The organism is Pseudoalteromonas sp. Z9A6 (genome assembly GCF_011378805.1).
Classification (GTDB): domain Bacteria; phylum Pseudomonadota; class Gammaproteobacteria; order Enterobacterales; family Alteromonadaceae; genus Pseudoalteromonas; species Pseudoalteromonas distincta.
The window spans coordinates 1-15,697 of record NZ_WTKZ01000007.1 but is presented as its reverse complement, the minus strand read 5'-3'; the positions used below and the strand labels follow the sequence as shown (position 1 = coordinate 15,697).

Genomic DNA, 15,697 nt, shown 5'->3' with positions numbered 1-15,697 from the left:
GAAACCCAACGATACGTTGAAGTTAAGTGTTTTAGCTAAACTTTAATTGTATATAGAAAAGCTCTAAGCCGTTGGTTTGGAGCTTTTTAAACTCTTCTAAATGAAGTTTGAGTCTTGGACACTTCTACATTAAAATTCAATGAACTCAAAAGAGACTTTAGACCTTTAACAGCCAAGTCTTTGTTCTCTGATGGGCCAACTATAATTTCTTCAATTGAATTTTTAGGAAAAGGTATCGCTCTATATGGAGCAATTACTCCTGACTTCAAAGTTCTATAATGTAAAGGAAAAAACTCGCCATGTTCTGGTTCCAAGAATTCAAAATGTGACGAGTCTATAAAATCAAAATAATCAACTTTTTCATTACCATTTAATGAGACTATTCCAGGATAAAATAATGTAAAACGATATTCTTTTTCGTATTCAAATGCTCTATTTTTTATACTAGCTACTTTAAAGATAACTTCATTAAAAGCTTCAATAGCTGCTATTGCACATTTTTCATCTTGCTCTTTTTCATCTGGATTTGAATTTAAGATATAGCCTAATAGCTCTGGCAGATAATGTTTCTCGAGCACAGAGTTTAAAATATTCGTAGCCGGCTTATATTCAACAGCATCATAGCTGCTTAAAAATTTTCGTTGCCTAAAGTACAAGTCATCGTGCAACTCTTCTTTATTAAACTTGATACAGTATGAAGTTTGTTCTGTCCCATAAGTAAGCCAATGATTTAGACTATCTCGCTCAGTTGTAAATGAAGTAGTATAAATTTCATCTAATTCAGTTTTTTCAATGATGTCCCAAAGGAATTGTAAAAAATGGTTCGCAAGATGTACTTCCTCGTTTTGCATTGCTTTTTGAACTACATCCAAAGGCAAGTTTTTATGCTTTGCATAAATTTCTTCAAGCTTTCTTTGTGAAAATTCAGACAAGCTATCTCTAAGCGATTTTATCTTATCAATACCTTCTTTAATTTCTCTAAAGTCATTAAGATACTCTGCGTTAGTAGCCCATAAACTTTTGCTCTCTAAAATTCCCTTTAAACCATCCGCAGAAGTGTAGTGATAAACATATTCCATATAAAAAGCCTTAAATGATTAACTTTCTTCACTCTGAGTCTAACTCTTTAAGAGAAAACAATAAAATTGAATATTCTAAGACGTAAAAAGTTGGGTTTCGTTTCACTCAACCCAACCTACGCCGATAAAATTAATACCGAGCTGCTGCTCATTGTTAGCAACAACCTCCCAAAACCAAAAAAGCACTTATAAAATAAGTGCTTTTGGGTTTGCTCAATTAATTTTTAATTACAGCGCGTTAAATACGTCGTCTGTTTTAGCTGCGCAAATAAAATCGTTTTTGTGAAGGCCTTTAATTGAATGACTCCACCATGTAACGGTTACTTTGCCCCACTCGGTTAATAAACCTGGGTGGTGGCCTTCGTCTTCTGCCATGTCGCCTACTTTGTTAGTAAACGCGATAGCCTGTTTGAAGTTTTTAAATTTATAAACACGCTCAAGCTGCATAATGCTGTCGCGTACTTCTGGTACCCAGTCTGGGATTTTAGTAATTAATTGCGCTAACTCTTCGTCAGATACTTTTGGCGCATCTACATGACAGGCTTCGCATTTTTGTGCACTTAATGAAGACATTCTAAATCCTTACTTTTAGCTTTTTTAGCATTAATGTTTAACTGGCTAATTTTTCTTTTGGTGGAAATTTTGGGTCGTGCAAACCAAGCTCTTTAGCTCGCTCAACCAAAGTCATAATATCCATTTGTGATATATCAAACAGATCATGAATCGAATTTATGGTGTAGTACTGTGGTTGCATAATATCAATACGGTACGGCGTACGCAGTACATCAAGCACGTTCATTGGGCTAATTTCTGGCGTATTTGAGTATACATACTGAGTCTCTCCTGGGCTTGATAAAATGCCGCCGCCGTAAATACGCAGGCCATCTTCGGTTTGCATTAAACCAAATTCGACTGTGAACCAGTATATACGCGCAAGGTATACACGGTCCTTTTTCTGCGCTGCGTAACCTAATTGCCCGTACTTATGCGTAAACTCGGCAAAGTCAGGGTTAGTTAGCATGGCGCAATGGCCAAATATTTCATGGAAAATATCAGGCTCTTGTAGGTAGTCAAATTCTTCGCGGCTACGAATAAATGTAGCTACCGGAAACTGCTTGTTTGCCAATAATCTAAAAAACTCATCAAAGTCGATAAGCGCAGGTACTGGCGCAACTTGCCAACCGGTAGTGGCCAGCAACACTTCGTTTAGTTCGCTTAACTGCGGAATACGGTCGTGCGGCAGGTTAATCTTTTTTAACCCTTGCATGTACTCATCGCAGGCTTTGCCTTCAATGCACGCAAGTTGGCGCGCTACAAGCTCAGACCAAATTTTATTTTCCTCATCACTCCAGTGTATAACACCATTTTCGTCTGGTGTTTTGGATGTGTATTTACTTGCTTTAGCCATAAGTACCTTCTTGGGTGTGAGCCCTAAATCGGTGTCAGTGTGATACTCAAACCTGTTGAATATCGAATGACCCCATACTATGCAAAAGTGAAGAAAAGTTTAATAGATAGGCTAACATCAGTATTTAGCGCGATCAACTATATCGTAAATTTAAAATTACACTAATGGCACATTAGAAATACAGACCTTTAAATAAAGGCCTGTAGCTTATTTTTAAGTGTATACAATTAAATACACCTAACCAATTTTAGTAAAAGCTTGGTCTAAATCACTAATAATATCGTTAACATCTTCAAGCCCAACCGAGAGTCTGATCAGCCCATCACTTATTCCAGCGGCAGCTCGCTCCTCTGGCGTATAAGGCGAGTGAGTCATAGATGCAGGATGCTGAATCAGTGTTTCAGCGTCGCCGAGGCTTACTGCAAGTGTACAAAGTTTCATACTATCAATAAATTGTGCGCCATCTTGTAGTGTGCCTTTTATTTCAAACGCAATAACACCACCAGCGGCTTTCATTTGATTACCAATAAACTTATAACCTGGGTGCGATTTAAGCCCCGGATAATATACGGTGCTTACTTGTGGGTGAGCTTCTAGATATTGCGCTATTGTTTGTGCGCTTTGACAATGGCGTTCTATTCTAATAGCGAGTGTTTTTAGGCCTCGATTAATTAGCCATGCATCGTGTGGGCTTATGGTTGCACCAATATCTTTTAATACGGTCATTTTAATGTGTGTTATGTGCTCAAGCGATCCACATACAATACCCGCTACTACGTCTCCGTGGCCGTTTAAGTACTTGGTCGCACTGTGCATTATAATGTCGATGCCGTATTTTTTAGGCGATTGCAGTAGCGGCGTTAAAAAGGTGTTGTCGACTACACTAATTAAACTGTGCTCTTTAGCAACTGCGCCAATAAGTGCCAAATCAATAACCGCCATAGTGGGGTTGATTGGCGTTTCTACAAATATCATTTTTGAATTAGCTTTGATGGCAGCGCGTAGTTCATCCTCGTTGGTCATATCAACAAAAGTGACTTCGATTCCCCAGCGCGGCAACATATGCGAGAAAAACGCAAAGGTACAACCATATAAAGCACTTGAGGCAACAAGATGATCTCCCTGCGATAAAAAGCTCAGTACTGAGGCAGATACAGCCCCCATACCTGTTGCGGTAGCAGCAGCTGCTTCACAGCTCTCTAGTTGAGCAACTTTTTGTTCAAGCTCTGTGGTTGTAGGGTTTCCTAAGCGCGTATAAATATAGCCAGGTTCGTCGCCTGCAAAACGCGCAGCACCTTGTGCGGCATTTTCAAAATGAAAGGTAGAGGTTTGATACAAAGGAGAAGTGAGTGCGCCGTGCGGGTCGTTTGCTTTTTGTGGTCCGTGAATACACTGGGTGTTTATATGATGCTTGCTCATTGTAGGCTCATTTTTTGATTATTATGTTTTTGCGATTCAACAATCAAAACGTATGCGCTTACAAACAGCAAGCATGCCGGATGCTCAGATGGCTATTTGTGTAAAAACCATGCAGCGCACGTTTGTACACAAATATTGCCACTACCTTTACTACGTTGAATCAGCCTTTTTACGGCTCATAATTTTACCTGCGATGCTTTGCACAGTGCCTTTTAGTAAGCTGCGCTTGTTTTCAAGCCGTGGTAATGGGCGACTAAGCTCCATTGCTTTGTAACCAATACGCGCTGTAAAAATACCAGCACTGACCCCTTGCGCTGCCCGCCCCGAAAGCTTACCTAAAAGCTCAGCACTTAGTGCAGTTGCAGCAAGGTCAGATACAAGCTCAGCACTGCCTACAAACATAACTTGTTTTATCAACATACGGTAAAGCTTAATGCGGCTTGCGTAACCAAAACCAATGCCGTAAATTTTACCAATTTGTTCAATTAACTTAGTACCACGCCAAAGCACAGCCATCATATCCACCAGCGCAAGTGGGCTCAGGGCAACTAGCAGTGCGGATTCAGTCGCAAAACGATTTATAAGCTTTTTAGCTTTGGTGTCTTGGGTTATTAATAAACTGTTGGCGTACAGCGTCATTATTTCTTTGTCGCTGTGATGCATCGCTACTTGGTTTTTAAAGGTTTCAAAGTTATCAAGCTCCTGGTGTTTATTGAGCTTTTCGAGCCAAGGTAATGCACCGCCTACTTGCTCGCTGTTTAAAAGCCTGTCGGCTTCAACTCGGTGCAGTTGGTTACGCTTTAAACTGCGCAGCATTCGGTACTCTCGCCACAATAAGCGCCCTATTAGCAGTACACCACTTACAACCGCGGTTAAATAAACACTGCCTAAAATAATTGACTGCTCGAAAGCAAATACTAACGAGTATGCAAACTCTAAAAGCACCAGCACTATAAAACTAATAGCAAAAACACCTTTAAGTGTTTGCCACTTTGACTTTTTGTAAACAGGTTCCAGATCTATTTCTGGCTCTAGTGCTTCATCTTCAAGTTCTTCGTAATCACTTTGTCCGTGCTGAATAATTTTTGCAGGTGCTAAAACAGGTTCGTTTTTCTCAATGCTTTGCGTATCTATACGACGCCCTGCTTGAAATGGTTGGTTTGACTCACTCATGTTAATTTGTCTCCTAGCAGGTACTGCATGACATGATCTAATCTAATATGTTTTAGTTGTTTATCGGGGCTCGGCATTGGAGAGAACGATAAAAACTCAAATCCCTGTGCTGGCCACTCATTTTTATTAAGCATCCGCGAGGGAGGTTGCGGCGGTAAATACGTAAGCCAATCTGGCTCGTTTAGCGGTTTACCATAAATACAGTCAAGCGTTTGGCCTTTGTCGGTAACTTGGCGCGGTTGCGTTGCTGTAATTGACGACATAGCCATGGTTTCTATTTTTACACCATCAAACTTTAAATGATTACTTTGCTCATGCACGAGCGAATCAAGCAGTAGTGCTAAATCTTTATGGTGTTTTGCACTTATATGATCTGATTTATTAGCTGCAAATAATATTTTGTCTATGTTGGGCTTAAATAAACGTTTAAAAAAGCCTGACTCACCATAGTTAAAGTGTGCGAGTAATTGGTTTATTACACTGCTTTGCTCTTGAAGTGTTTCGTGCCCTTCGTTTAAAGCACTAAGTACATCTACAAGTACGATTTGGCGATCGAAGTGTCTAAAATGCTCATTATAAAATGGTTTTACAACTTCTTTTATATAGGCGTTAAAACGCTTAATTAAATGCGCTAAATTAGAACCCGCAACGACATCGTCACTGTTTATTTTACCCGATACCGGAAAAAACAATAACAATGGCGCGCCTTGTAAGTCGCCAGGCATTAGCATGCGCCCAGGTTGTAACATGGCGAGTTTGGTGTCTTTTTTAAGCCCTACCAACATGCTTTGATAAAGCTGAGCAATATGGGCAAGTGCGTTTTCATCAACGGGAGCGTTTAAGTCAAGTTGCTCAACGGCCGCTAAAAAGTCACTTGATGTGTTTACGCGCGAAGGCTGAGTTAATAACGGATATTGCTGCTCGCACCATTGAGCATAGCTTTGCTCAAGCATAGGTAAATCAAGGAGCCATTCACCCGGATAGTCAATAATATCTAAATAAAGCGTTGATTGCGGTGAAAAATGGCCGCGCAGCCCTGCATTACTTTGATACTTTATTGCTAAGCGTAGCGTATTAATACGCTCGGTAGATGCAGGCCATGTAGGCACCCCATCGCTTGGTAATAATGAATTTAGCGCGCGGGTATAATTAAACGTAGGGACTTTTAACGCCTCTTGCGGCACAACTTTAGTGGCCACATGGCGGTGCTCGCGCATTACATCAAAAAAAGGTAAGTTTTTATCGTCCGCTTGGGTTGTTAAGTGTTTAACAAGCGCGGTAATAAAGGCAGTTTTACCACTACCACTTAGGCCAGTTACGGCAAGCTTTACGTGTTGGTCTAAACTGCGATGAAGGGCTTTTTGTGCTTTGCCTTTAATGCTTTTAAAGGTCTTTTTTGCAAATGATTGGCTCATAAAGTGTCTTGCACCTAATTTGCCGTAATTTATCACGCTGCAAATAAGGTGCTATTAAATCCTTTAAAGTTTGTTAATTTCACGGCTCACCGTAAACTCGCTTGAAGTAACATGGCGCTCCATATCTTGAAGGCGAGTATCTACACGCGTTAAACGCTCTTTTAAATCTTGCAATGCGCGGCGCGGTGGCTCGCCCTTTTGCCATACTTTAAATTTTACTTCTAGCGGATCGTCAGTTTTAGTTGAGTTTTTAGTTTGCGCTGTTGCGGGCTCTTTTTTATCTAAAATGAACCAAGCTGCAATATACGCTACCACAAATAATGGGCCACCCGTTAGCAGTACCGCACTAACAAATATAATGCGAACTAACCATAACTCCATATTAAAGTAGTCACTTAATCCCGCACATACTCCGGCTATTTTACCGCGTTGTGGGTCTCTTAATAATTCGCGTTTGGCACTCATACTTTGCGTCTCCATTGTGGTGACTCTTGATCAAGCAATGCTTCAAGTGTTTCTAATCGATCAGCCATTTTTTCAGCTTTGTGTGCAAGCTCAAGTAATTGGCGATGTTCGTGCTCACTTAAACCTTGGCTTACTTGTTTTTTGCTACGGTAGTGCAAAATTAGCCACAGCGGAGCAACAAAAATCATAAACAAGATAAATGGTGCAACTAATATCTCTGGATCAAACATAATCCTCTCCTGACAATCCGTTTTGATGTTTTTAAGCTGGGGCACATGGGCCCCATATATTTTTATATGTAATTATTTATCAGCTAACTTCTTTTTAAGTTCGGCTAGCTCATCATCTATCTTTTCATTTTTTTGTAGATTAGCAATTTCATCCGCTAACGTCTTTTTACCTAAATCGTACGACTCAATTTGAGATTCTAGTCCATCAATTTTGGTTTCGTAACGTTCAAAGCGGTTAAGTGCTTCTTCTACTTTTGAGCTATCAAGTGTCTTTTTCACTTCAAGGCGCGACTCAGCCGAACGCTGGCGAAGTATAATCGCTTTTTGACGAGATTTAGCATCTGCTAGCTTTTCTTGTAACGTCGTTACTTCTTGCTGTAATTTCTCAATATGAGACTCTACATGTTCAAGCTCACTCGCTACTGAAGCAACTGCATCTGCCGACTTTTGCTTTTCAAGTAATGCTGAACGCGCTAAATCGTCGCGGTCTTTACTTAAAGCCAGTTCGGCTTTATCTTGCCAATCACTTACCTGCGCTTTAAGTGTATCTAAGCGGCGTACAATTTCTTTTTTCTCAGCCAATGTTTTAGCTGATGTAGAACGTACTTCAACAAGCGTATCTTCCATCTCTTGAATAATCAGACGAACCATTTTTTCTGGGTCTTCTGCTTTATCTAAAATGGCGTTGATATTAGAATTAACAATATCTGCAAAACGTGAAAAAATTCCCATAACATTTACCTCTGTAATTAAAACTTAGTTAGTCTGCTATAACTAGTATCAATATGCTTGCCAACTTTTTAAAAGTTAAAATACACTTTATTTTCATTACGTTAAACTAAATATACAAATTTCTTTAGTTATCCTTAATTATGAAATACACTAACTGTTAGTAAAAATGACCAAGAGTTAGGAAATATGAGCCAATATCGCCAACAGGATAATTTACTCGGCCAATCAGATAGCTTTCTGTCTGTATTAGATCAGGTATCGCAACTGGCTAATTTAGATAAACCGGTACTTATTATTGGTGAACGCGGCACAGGTAAAGAGCTAATAGCAGCACGCTTACACTTTTTATCAAAACGCTGGGATCAAAACTACGTAAAACTCAACTGTGCAGCGCTTAACGAAAACCTACTCGAAAGTGAATTATTTGGCCACGAAAGCGGTGCTTTTACGGGGGCAAGTAAACGTCACGAAGGTCGTTTTGAACGCGCTAACAGCGGCACACTGTTTTTAGATGAATTAGCTAATACCTCAGCTATGGTACAAGAAAAACTGCTGCGCGTTATAGAATACGGTGAGTTTGAACGTGTTGGCGGCAAACAAACTGTAAAAGTAGATACCCGCTTAGTGTGTGCGACAAACGAAGATCTTCCTTATTTGGCCGAGCAAGGTGAATTTAGAAGTGATTTACTCGATCGCCTTGCCTTTGATGTAATTACCCTACCACCACTGCGCGAACGCCAAGACGATATTATGCTTCTTGCTGAGCAGTTTGCGATGAACATGGCGCGCGATTTAGAGTGGGAACTGTTTAGCGGTTTTACCCGAAGCGCAACAGAAACACTGCTTAGTTATGATTGGCCTGGTAATATTCGTGAACTTAAAAATGTGGTTGAACGCAGTTTGTATCGCCACGGTAGTGAACATATTCCCGTTCACCAGATTATTTTAGACCCATTCGATAGCCCATTTAGACCAAAAGCGCGTATTAAAGCACCTGTAGCGGCTCAAACGGTTAATGCAGAGCCTATTGTTGTTGCGCCGCCGATTACTCAAACAAGCAATGATTCAGCCGTTGATATTCAATTTCCGTGCAGCTTAAAAGAGCGTTCAAACGACTTTGAAATAAACATGATTAATAAGGCACTCGAACATAGCCAATTTAATCAAAAGAAAACTGCAGAAGTACTTGGTTTAACGTATCATCAATTACGTGGTTATCTTAAAAAATACAACTTGTTGGATCAACAATAGTCAGAGGTTATGCGGGTGCATAAATTATTACTTGTTTTGCTTACCACCACTTTAGTTGGTTGCCTTGATAGCAAAGAAGAAATCATAGAAGAAAAAAACCAAGGCTTAGTTTATTGCGCTGAAGCTAACCCTGTGTCGTTTAATCCGCAAGTCACGACCACCGGTTCAACTATTGATATAATTGCTAACCAATTATACGACCGCTTAATTAGCATTGACCCTGTTACGGCAGAGTTTCAAAGTGAGCTGGCGACCGATTGGAAAATTAGCAAAGATGGTAAATCGGTTACCTTTACCCTACGTAAAGATGTAAAGTTTCATACAACTTCTTATTTTACCCCATCGCGGGACTTTAACGCCGACGACGTTATATTCACCTTTAGCCGATTATTCGATGTATATAATCCATATCACTTTGTGGGCGATGCCGATTACCCTTATTTTCAAAGTGTAGGAATTGATCAACTTATTCGCAAAATTGTGCGCGTGTCTGACTACCAAGTCCGTTTTGAATTGTTTAATCCTGAAAGTAGTTTTTTAGCTAATATGGCTACCGACTTTGCCGTGGTGCTTTCAGAAGAATACGCCATGAAACTTAAGAAAAATAATCAAAAAAACTTATTTGATCAGTACCCTATTGGCACCGGCCCGTATATTTATAAAGAATACCGCCGAGATCATCTTGTGCGCTTTTACCGTAACCCACTTTATTGGAAGCATGACGTTGCACTTGAGCAATTGGTTTACGATATAACCCCTAATGGCACTACGCGCATAGCAAAAATGCTGACTAAAGAGTGCGATGTAACGGCTCATCCAAGTAGTGCACAATTGAGCATTTTAGCGCAACGTGATGATATAAACGTCGAAAAAGAAACAAACTTAAACATAGGTTATTGGGCATTTAATACAGAGCGTGCCCCGTTTGACGACTTACGCGTACGCCAAGCGCTTGCGCACGCAATAGATGTAGATAAAATAATGCAGGCGGTTTATTACGGTAACGGTACTCGCGCACAATCTATTTTGCCGCCAACCTCTTGGGCATTTGAGCCACAAGAAGATATACCTACGTTTGATCCAGAACTTGCTAAAAAGTTACTTATTGAAGCAGGGTTGCCTAATGGCTTTGATATGACGATATGGGCTATGCCTGTGAGTCGTATTTATAATCCCAACGCACGTAAAATGGCTGAGCTTATGCAAAGTGATTTACGCAAAGTAGGCGTTAACGTCAGTATTGTAGAATATGAGTGGAATACGTTTATTCAACGTATTGGCGAGCATAGGCACGACAGTGTATTACTTGGTTGGGCCGCAGATACACCCGACCCTGATAACTTTTTTAGCCCGCTGCTGAGTTGCACCGCTACTTTTAGTGGCAAAAACCCTGCAAACTGGTGTAATCCCCAATTTGATTTATTGCTTACTAAAGCACTAGACACCACTGATTTAAACAAACGTAAAAAATACTACGAAGACGCACAAAGCTTAATTATTAAAGAGTTGCCGTTATTACCTATTGCTCATGGCCTGCGCTTTCAAGCAAGTAGCGCTGATGTGGAAGGCATAACACTTGGCCCGTTTGGTGCTATTTCGCTTGCTAATGCGAGGAAGAAATAATGATCGTAGATTATATTTTACGTCGCCTTGGTTTGTTCTTTTTTATGATACTAATGCTCAGCGTATTTACGTTTTCACTGGCGTATTTATTCCCCGGTGATCCGCTAAGTAACTTAAGTGGCATACCAAGTGGTAACTTTGCACAGCATAGTGAGCTTGAAGATAAATATTTATACAACAGCAATTACTTTATGCAATACATTGCCTTTTTAGGGAGAATATTTCAAGGCGATTGGGGGCTTTCGTTTGCCTCTGGTAATAGCGTATTTAGCCATATTATTGACTTACTACCGGCTACTTTAGAGCTAAGCGTATATGCACTAATTGTATCGGTTGTTATTGGTGTACCTACTGGTATTTTAGGCTCTGGCTATCATAAACGCTGGCCCGATAAACTTATAAACTCTGTCACTATGGTAGGTTATTCGATGCCTGTGTTTTGGCTCGCATTGTTGTTGATAATGGTTTTTTCATTAAAGCTTGGCTGGTTTCCTATGTCGGGCAGAATGGGCCTCCTTTACGAAATACCCGCCAGTACAGGGTTTATATTAATTGATATTGCTCTCGCTGGATTTCCATATAAAGGGATGGCCTTTGTTGATGCACTGCGCCATTTAACACTTCCTACTATTGTACTGGCCATGTATCCAACCACGGTATTAGTGCGCTTTACACGCGAGTCTATGCTTAAAGTAATGGATCAAAACTTTATTAAAACAGCTAGGGCAAAAGGCCTAAACCGCCGTCAACTTATCATGCACCATGCACTGCGTAATGCACTACTACCAGTAATTAAGCAAATTGGTTTGCAATTTAGCACCTTGATAACGCTTGCGATGATTACTGAAGTTATTTTTTCGTGGCCGGGTATTGGCCGTTGGTTAATCGATAGTATTTATCAGCGCGACTTTCCTGCAATTCAAGGTGGGTTAATGGCGGTATCTTTATTTGTTATTTTAGCCACTATCATAACTGAGCTTACTTACACTTTATTCGATCCACTCTCGCGGAATCAGGCCCATGGCAAAGTTTAATTTATTTTCTGAAGAGTCGAATAAATCGCCACTTGCGCGATTTTGGCGCAAATTTAAAAACAATCACCCAGCTTTGGTTGGTTTATGGATATTTATGGCGTTTGCATTATTGGCCGCCACAGCTCCTTTTTTAGCGCCCTATGGCGTAAACCAACAGCATAGTGATGCACTACTCATACCGCCCTCATGGCGAGAAATGGGCGATGTACGCTTTATTTTAGGCACCGATGATTTAGGCCGTGATGTACTCTCGCGCTTAATGAATGGTGCAACATATACGTTTGGACTTTCTGTTGTAGCAGCCCTAATCACGACCCTGTTTGGTGTATTAGTGGGGACTTTTGCAGGGATCAGTAAAGGGTTGCGTTCAAGCTTTTTAAATCATTTACTTGATATAACACTTTCTATTCCTTCTTTGTTATTGGCCATAATAATAATCGCCATACTCGGCCCTGGTTTAATGAATACCGTATGGGCAATTATTTTAGCGTTACTACCGCAATTTATTCACTCGGTGCGCAACCTAATTGTTGATGAATTAAGTAAAGATTACATTACTGCGTTTAGACTCGATGGCGCATCTAATTGGCATATAATATCGCGCGGTATTTTCCCTAATATTTATGAGCATATTGTGGTTGTATTCACGATGGCGCTTTCTACTGCGATATTAGATATTTCAGCACTGGGATTTTTAAAATTAGGGGCTCAACCACCGACGACCGAATGGGGCGCAATATTAGCCGAAAACTTAGGCCTTATTTATTTAGCGCCATGGACTGTAGCGCTACCTGGTGTACTGTTATTTTTAGCCGTGTTATCTACTAATTTAGTAGGCGATGGCCTACGACAAGTGCTAAAAGCACGTAAGGCTGATTAAATGCAATTACTCGATGTTCGTAACTTAACAATTGAACTACGCACCTCTGAAACTGTAATTAGAGCCGTAGACAGAGTGAGTTTTAGCTTAAAAGAAGGCGAAGTACATGCGCTAGTAGGCGAGTCTGGCTCTGGTAAAAGCCTAATAGCAAAAGCGATTATTGGAGTATTAAACGAACGCTGGGACATTACTGCAGACCGTATTCATTGGCGCGGCGTAGACCTAATGCGTTTAAGCCCAGAGAAACGCCGTAAAATAGTAAGCCAAGATATAGCGATGATCTATCAAGATCCAAGTCGCTGCCTTGACCCAACCGCTAAAATATTTGACCAAATTGCCGAAACATTGCCAGAGATCGCAACTAAAGGTTTCTTTTTAAAGCGCAACCGCGAGAGAAAAGACAGAGTAAAAGCGCTTATTCATAAGGTGGGTATTAAAAACCACGAAGCAGTACTAAGTAGTTACCCTCATGAGCTCTCAGAAGGCGTATGTCAAAAAGTAATGATTGCAATGGCCATTGCCCGCACGCCTAAGTTATTAATCGCTGATGAGCCAACTACAGCGCTTGAGAGCACAACTCGCGCACAAGTATTTAGATTACTAAAAAGCTTAAACCAACTTAAAAACATGTCTATTTTGATGATCTCTCATGAACTGGAAGAGATTGCACATTGGTCGCATGGCATTCATGTTTTATATTGCGGGCAAATGGTTGAAGCAGGCCCAACCCATGAAATATTTAAACAGCCTCGCCATCCATACACGCAAGCATTACTAAAAAGCCTGCCAGACTACGAACAAGGCTTAGCACATAAAGAACCTTTTTATGCGCTTAAAGGGACTATCCCTACTCTGCAACATTTGCCTATTGGCTGTCGCCTTGGGCCGCGTTGTCCACAAGCGCAAAAAGCCTGTGTGGTTACACCAGCCCTGACTAAGCATCATGGGCATAGTTATGCGTGTCACTTTCCGTTAATTAAGGACATGAAGTAATGCAGCCACTGTTAAAAGTACAAGCGCTTAGTAAAACCTTTAATGTGCGAGCTGGGCTTTTTTCACGTAAAAAGTTTGAAGTTCTTAAAAACATTTCATTTTGCGTAGGTAGAGGTGAAAGCATTGCCATAATTGGCGAAACAGGCGCAGGTAAAAGTACGTTGGCAAAACTACTTTCAGGAGCTGATAGTGCCGATAGCGGGCAAATTTTACTCGAGAATAATATTATCGAAGATAATGGCGTACGTGATAATCAATGTCGCCATATTCGTATGATTTTTCAAGATTCAGCGGCATCGCTCAACCCAGGGTTAACCATTGGCGAAATGCTTGATGATTGCCTGCAATATAATACTGAGCTTGATGCTAGTGAACGCACTGAAAAGATTGATGCAACGCTTTCAAAGGTGGGTTTGTTAATCGATCATAAACACTACTACCCGCATATGTTTAGTGTGGGGCAACTACAGCGTGTTGCATTTTCTCGTGCATTAATTTTAGATCCTAAGGTGATTGTGCTTGATGAAGCCGTTTCGTCTTTAGACCCTTCTATACGCGCTCAAATAGTGAATTTATTACTTAAGCTGCAGCGCGACACAGGCCTTACGTATGTGATGATCACCCATCATTTAAGTCTAGTGCGCCACATCAGTGATTATGTGGTTGTACTCGATAAAGGCGAAGTAGTTGAATACGGCCCTACTGAAGATGTTTTTCAAAACCCTCAATCAAAAGTAACGCAGCGTTTATTAAGCTGCTAAAACAGATTATAAATACCTAACTTTTTTGTAAGGTAACCGTATTTAACTAGGTCTTCTTGTTAATTGTATTTAATTAATAAGAGATCTCATGCTTAAACAAAAGTTACTACTTAGCCTTTCCCCCCTACTCTTTCTATCAGCCTCAGCTATTGCTGATACACCAAAAAAGATTAAAAACTGGGTTGGTGGCGTTGATCATTTAGGTTTAACCGTATCAAACTTAGATGCATCCGAAGCATTTTTTACTGATGTACTTGGCTTTAAAACGCTAGGAAATGACCCAGCCTATCCTGCTTATTTTTTATCAAACAATAAAATAACCATTACATTATGGCGCGTGAAAAACGATGCAAAACGTGTGGAGTTTAATCGAGCAGAAAATGTGGGCTTACACCATTTAGCACTCAGTGTTGAAAGTATCAAAAAGTTAAGCGAGCTACATGAACACTTAAAAATGCAAAATAATATTATTATAGAGTTTGCACCCGAAAACTTAGGTAGCAGCCCAACCCAACATATGATGATAAGAGAGCCTAGCGGCAATCGGATTGAGTTTATTGCCAGAGGTAATTAAAAGACAATAAAAAGGCGCTTTAAAAGCTGTCTCTTGATCACAAGTCTGACTCAAGAGATTTTGCTAAATCGTAGCCTTCAAGGATGGCTTGTAATTTAAGCCATCCTTGCCATAACACTTTCACAGATGCACGCCCTGTGCGCTTGGTATCTTTCCAACCCCCTAACTTTGCCAGTTCTCGATACGCCCATGACATATTTGGAGCAGTTTCAGGCAATGGTGTTTTTATTCTCTTTAACCACAATAACTTCCATGCTTTAGGAGGTAGCAGTTGTTCACAACTTGGAGAATCAGGCTGCTCATTGGTGAACTTTAGTTGCAATATTCGCGTCGCAATAAACCCATTAATCGTCACCAACCTTTCCATGTTATCTTGGCTTTGAAGGCGTAAACTTTCGATATTCGTGCCATCACTTTTCCAGACTTTATGGTATTCCTCAACAAGCCAACGGTGCTCATAGTAGGTGATGATGGCTAAGGCGTCTTCTTTGCTGGTGACTGGTTCACTAGTTAATAAGTGCCAGCTTAAATCGTTCTCAGCGTTTCCTCGCTCTGCACAGCCGACATAGTAAACTGGGAGAGAGTGTCCTTTTTTATTGTAAGGCACTTTCAGTGTCACTGGCGCATAGGTGATATCCAGTGTTGCGCTTCGGGCTTTTC

At 40.5% G+C, this 15,697-nt stretch carries 17 protein-coding genes; 7 read left to right on the top strand and 10 right to left on the bottom strand.

The window, feature by feature from the left end; all coding sequences use genetic code 11:
* Positions 1–86: 86 nt before the first annotated feature.
* The 9 genes from GQR53_RS04280 to pspA all read right to left on the bottom strand — a co-directional run bounded on the left by GQR53_RS04280 (position 87) and on the right by pspA (position 7,921).
* Positions 87–1,079, bottom strand: coding sequence for a DUF2971 domain-containing protein (locus GQR53_RS04280; protein ID WP_165742981.1), 993 nt, complete (start codon positions 1,077–1,079; stop codon positions 87–89).
* Positions 1,080–1,307: 228 nt separating this feature from the next.
* Positions 1,308–1,652 carry a 4a-hydroxytetrahydrobiopterin dehydratase gene (locus GQR53_RS04275; RefSeq protein WP_165742980.1) on the bottom strand — a complete coding sequence of 115 codons (345 nt, stop codon included), beginning with the start codon at positions 1,650–1,652 and terminating at the stop codon, positions 1,308–1,310.
* Between the two features lie 37 nt (positions 1,653–1,689).
* On the bottom strand, positions 1,690–2,487 hold the full coding sequence (phhA, locus tag GQR53_RS04270; RefSeq protein ID WP_010553750.1) for a phenylalanine 4-monooxygenase: 798 nt from the start codon (positions 2,485–2,487) through the stop codon (positions 1,690–1,692).
* Between the two features lie 237 nt (positions 2,488–2,724).
* Positions 2,725–3,906, bottom strand: a complete 1,182-nt coding sequence (megL, locus tag GQR53_RS04265) for a methionine gamma-lyase (protein ID WP_165742979.1) — start codon at positions 3,904–3,906, stop codon at positions 2,725–2,727.
* Positions 3,907–4,056: 150 nt separating this feature from the next.
* The gene (locus tag GQR53_RS04260) at positions 4,057–5,079 is read right to left on the bottom strand and encodes a TIGR01620 family protein (protein WP_165742978.1); all 1,023 of its coding nucleotides are present in this window, start codon (positions 5,077–5,079) and stop codon (positions 4,057–4,059) included.
* A complete protein-coding gene (locus GQR53_RS04255; RefSeq protein WP_165742977.1) occupies positions 5,076–6,494 on the bottom strand; it encodes a YcjX family protein in 1,419 nt (472 codons plus the stop codon). The genes GQR53_RS04260 and GQR53_RS04255 overlap by 4 nt, the downstream gene beginning before the upstream one ends.
* Positions 6,495–6,557: 63 nt before the next feature.
* Positions 6,558–6,959 (bottom strand): envelope stress response membrane protein PspC, encoded by a 402-nt coding sequence (gene pspC, locus GQR53_RS04250; protein ID WP_165742976.1) that lies wholly within the window; start codon positions 6,957–6,959, stop codon positions 6,558–6,560.
* Positions 6,956–7,189, bottom strand: a complete 234-nt coding sequence (pspB, locus tag GQR53_RS04245; protein WP_024596504.1) for an envelope stress response membrane protein PspB — start codon at positions 7,187–7,189, stop codon at positions 6,956–6,958. Before pspB ends, pspC begins: the two co-directional genes overlap by 4 nt.
* A 72-nt stretch (positions 7,190–7,261) precedes the next feature.
* Entirely contained in the window at positions 7,262–7,921 is a 660-nt protein-coding gene (gene pspA / locus GQR53_RS04240) for a phage shock protein PspA (protein WP_007376832.1), read from the bottom strand.
* A gap of 186 nt (positions 7,922–8,107) precedes the next feature.
* On the opposite strand from pspA, the gene pspF reads away from it, so the two are divergent.
* The 7 genes from pspF (at position 8,108) to GQR53_RS04205 (ending at position 15,037) form a co-directional block, all read left to right on the top strand.
* Positions 8,108–9,172 (top strand): phage shock protein operon transcriptional activator, encoded by a 1,065-nt coding sequence (pspF, locus tag GQR53_RS04235; protein ID WP_138488751.1) that lies wholly within the window; start codon positions 8,108–8,110, stop codon positions 9,170–9,172.
* Between the two features lie 15 nt (positions 9,173–9,187).
* Entirely contained in the window at positions 9,188–10,795 is a 1,608-nt protein-coding gene (locus GQR53_RS04230) for an ABC transporter substrate-binding protein (RefSeq protein WP_024596506.1), read from the top strand.
* On the top strand, positions 10,795–11,829 hold the full coding sequence (locus GQR53_RS04225; protein WP_165742975.1) for an ABC transporter permease: 1,035 nt from the start codon (positions 10,795–10,797) through the stop codon (positions 11,827–11,829). Before GQR53_RS04230 ends, GQR53_RS04225 begins: the two co-directional genes overlap by 1 nt.
* Positions 11,816–12,709 carry an ABC transporter permease subunit gene (locus GQR53_RS04220; protein WP_165742974.1) on the top strand — a complete coding sequence of 298 codons (894 nt, stop codon included), beginning with the start codon at positions 11,816–11,818 and terminating at the stop codon, positions 12,707–12,709. The genes GQR53_RS04225 and GQR53_RS04220 overlap by 14 nt, the downstream gene beginning before the upstream one ends.
* Entirely contained in the window at positions 12,710–13,702 is a 993-nt protein-coding gene (locus GQR53_RS04215) for an oligopeptide/dipeptide ABC transporter ATP-binding protein (protein ID WP_165742973.1), read from the top strand.
* Positions 13,702–14,463: an ATP-binding cassette domain-containing protein gene (locus tag GQR53_RS04210; protein WP_165742972.1), complete on the top strand. Its 762-nt coding sequence runs from the start codon at positions 13,702–13,704 to the stop codon at positions 14,461–14,463. Before GQR53_RS04215 ends, GQR53_RS04210 begins: the two co-directional genes overlap by 1 nt.
* A gap of 88 nt (positions 14,464–14,551) precedes the next feature.
* Complete coding sequence (locus GQR53_RS04205; RefSeq protein ID WP_165742971.1) at positions 14,552–15,037, top strand: VOC family protein; 486 nt, start codon at positions 14,552–14,554, stop codon at positions 15,035–15,037.
* Between the two features lie 37 nt (positions 15,038–15,074).
* Here the strand turns inward: GQR53_RS04205 and GQR53_RS04200 are convergent.
* Positions 15,075–15,697: IS4 family transposase (locus tag GQR53_RS04200; protein WP_152995629.1), on the bottom strand; the 623-nt coding region annotated here is incomplete at its 5' end.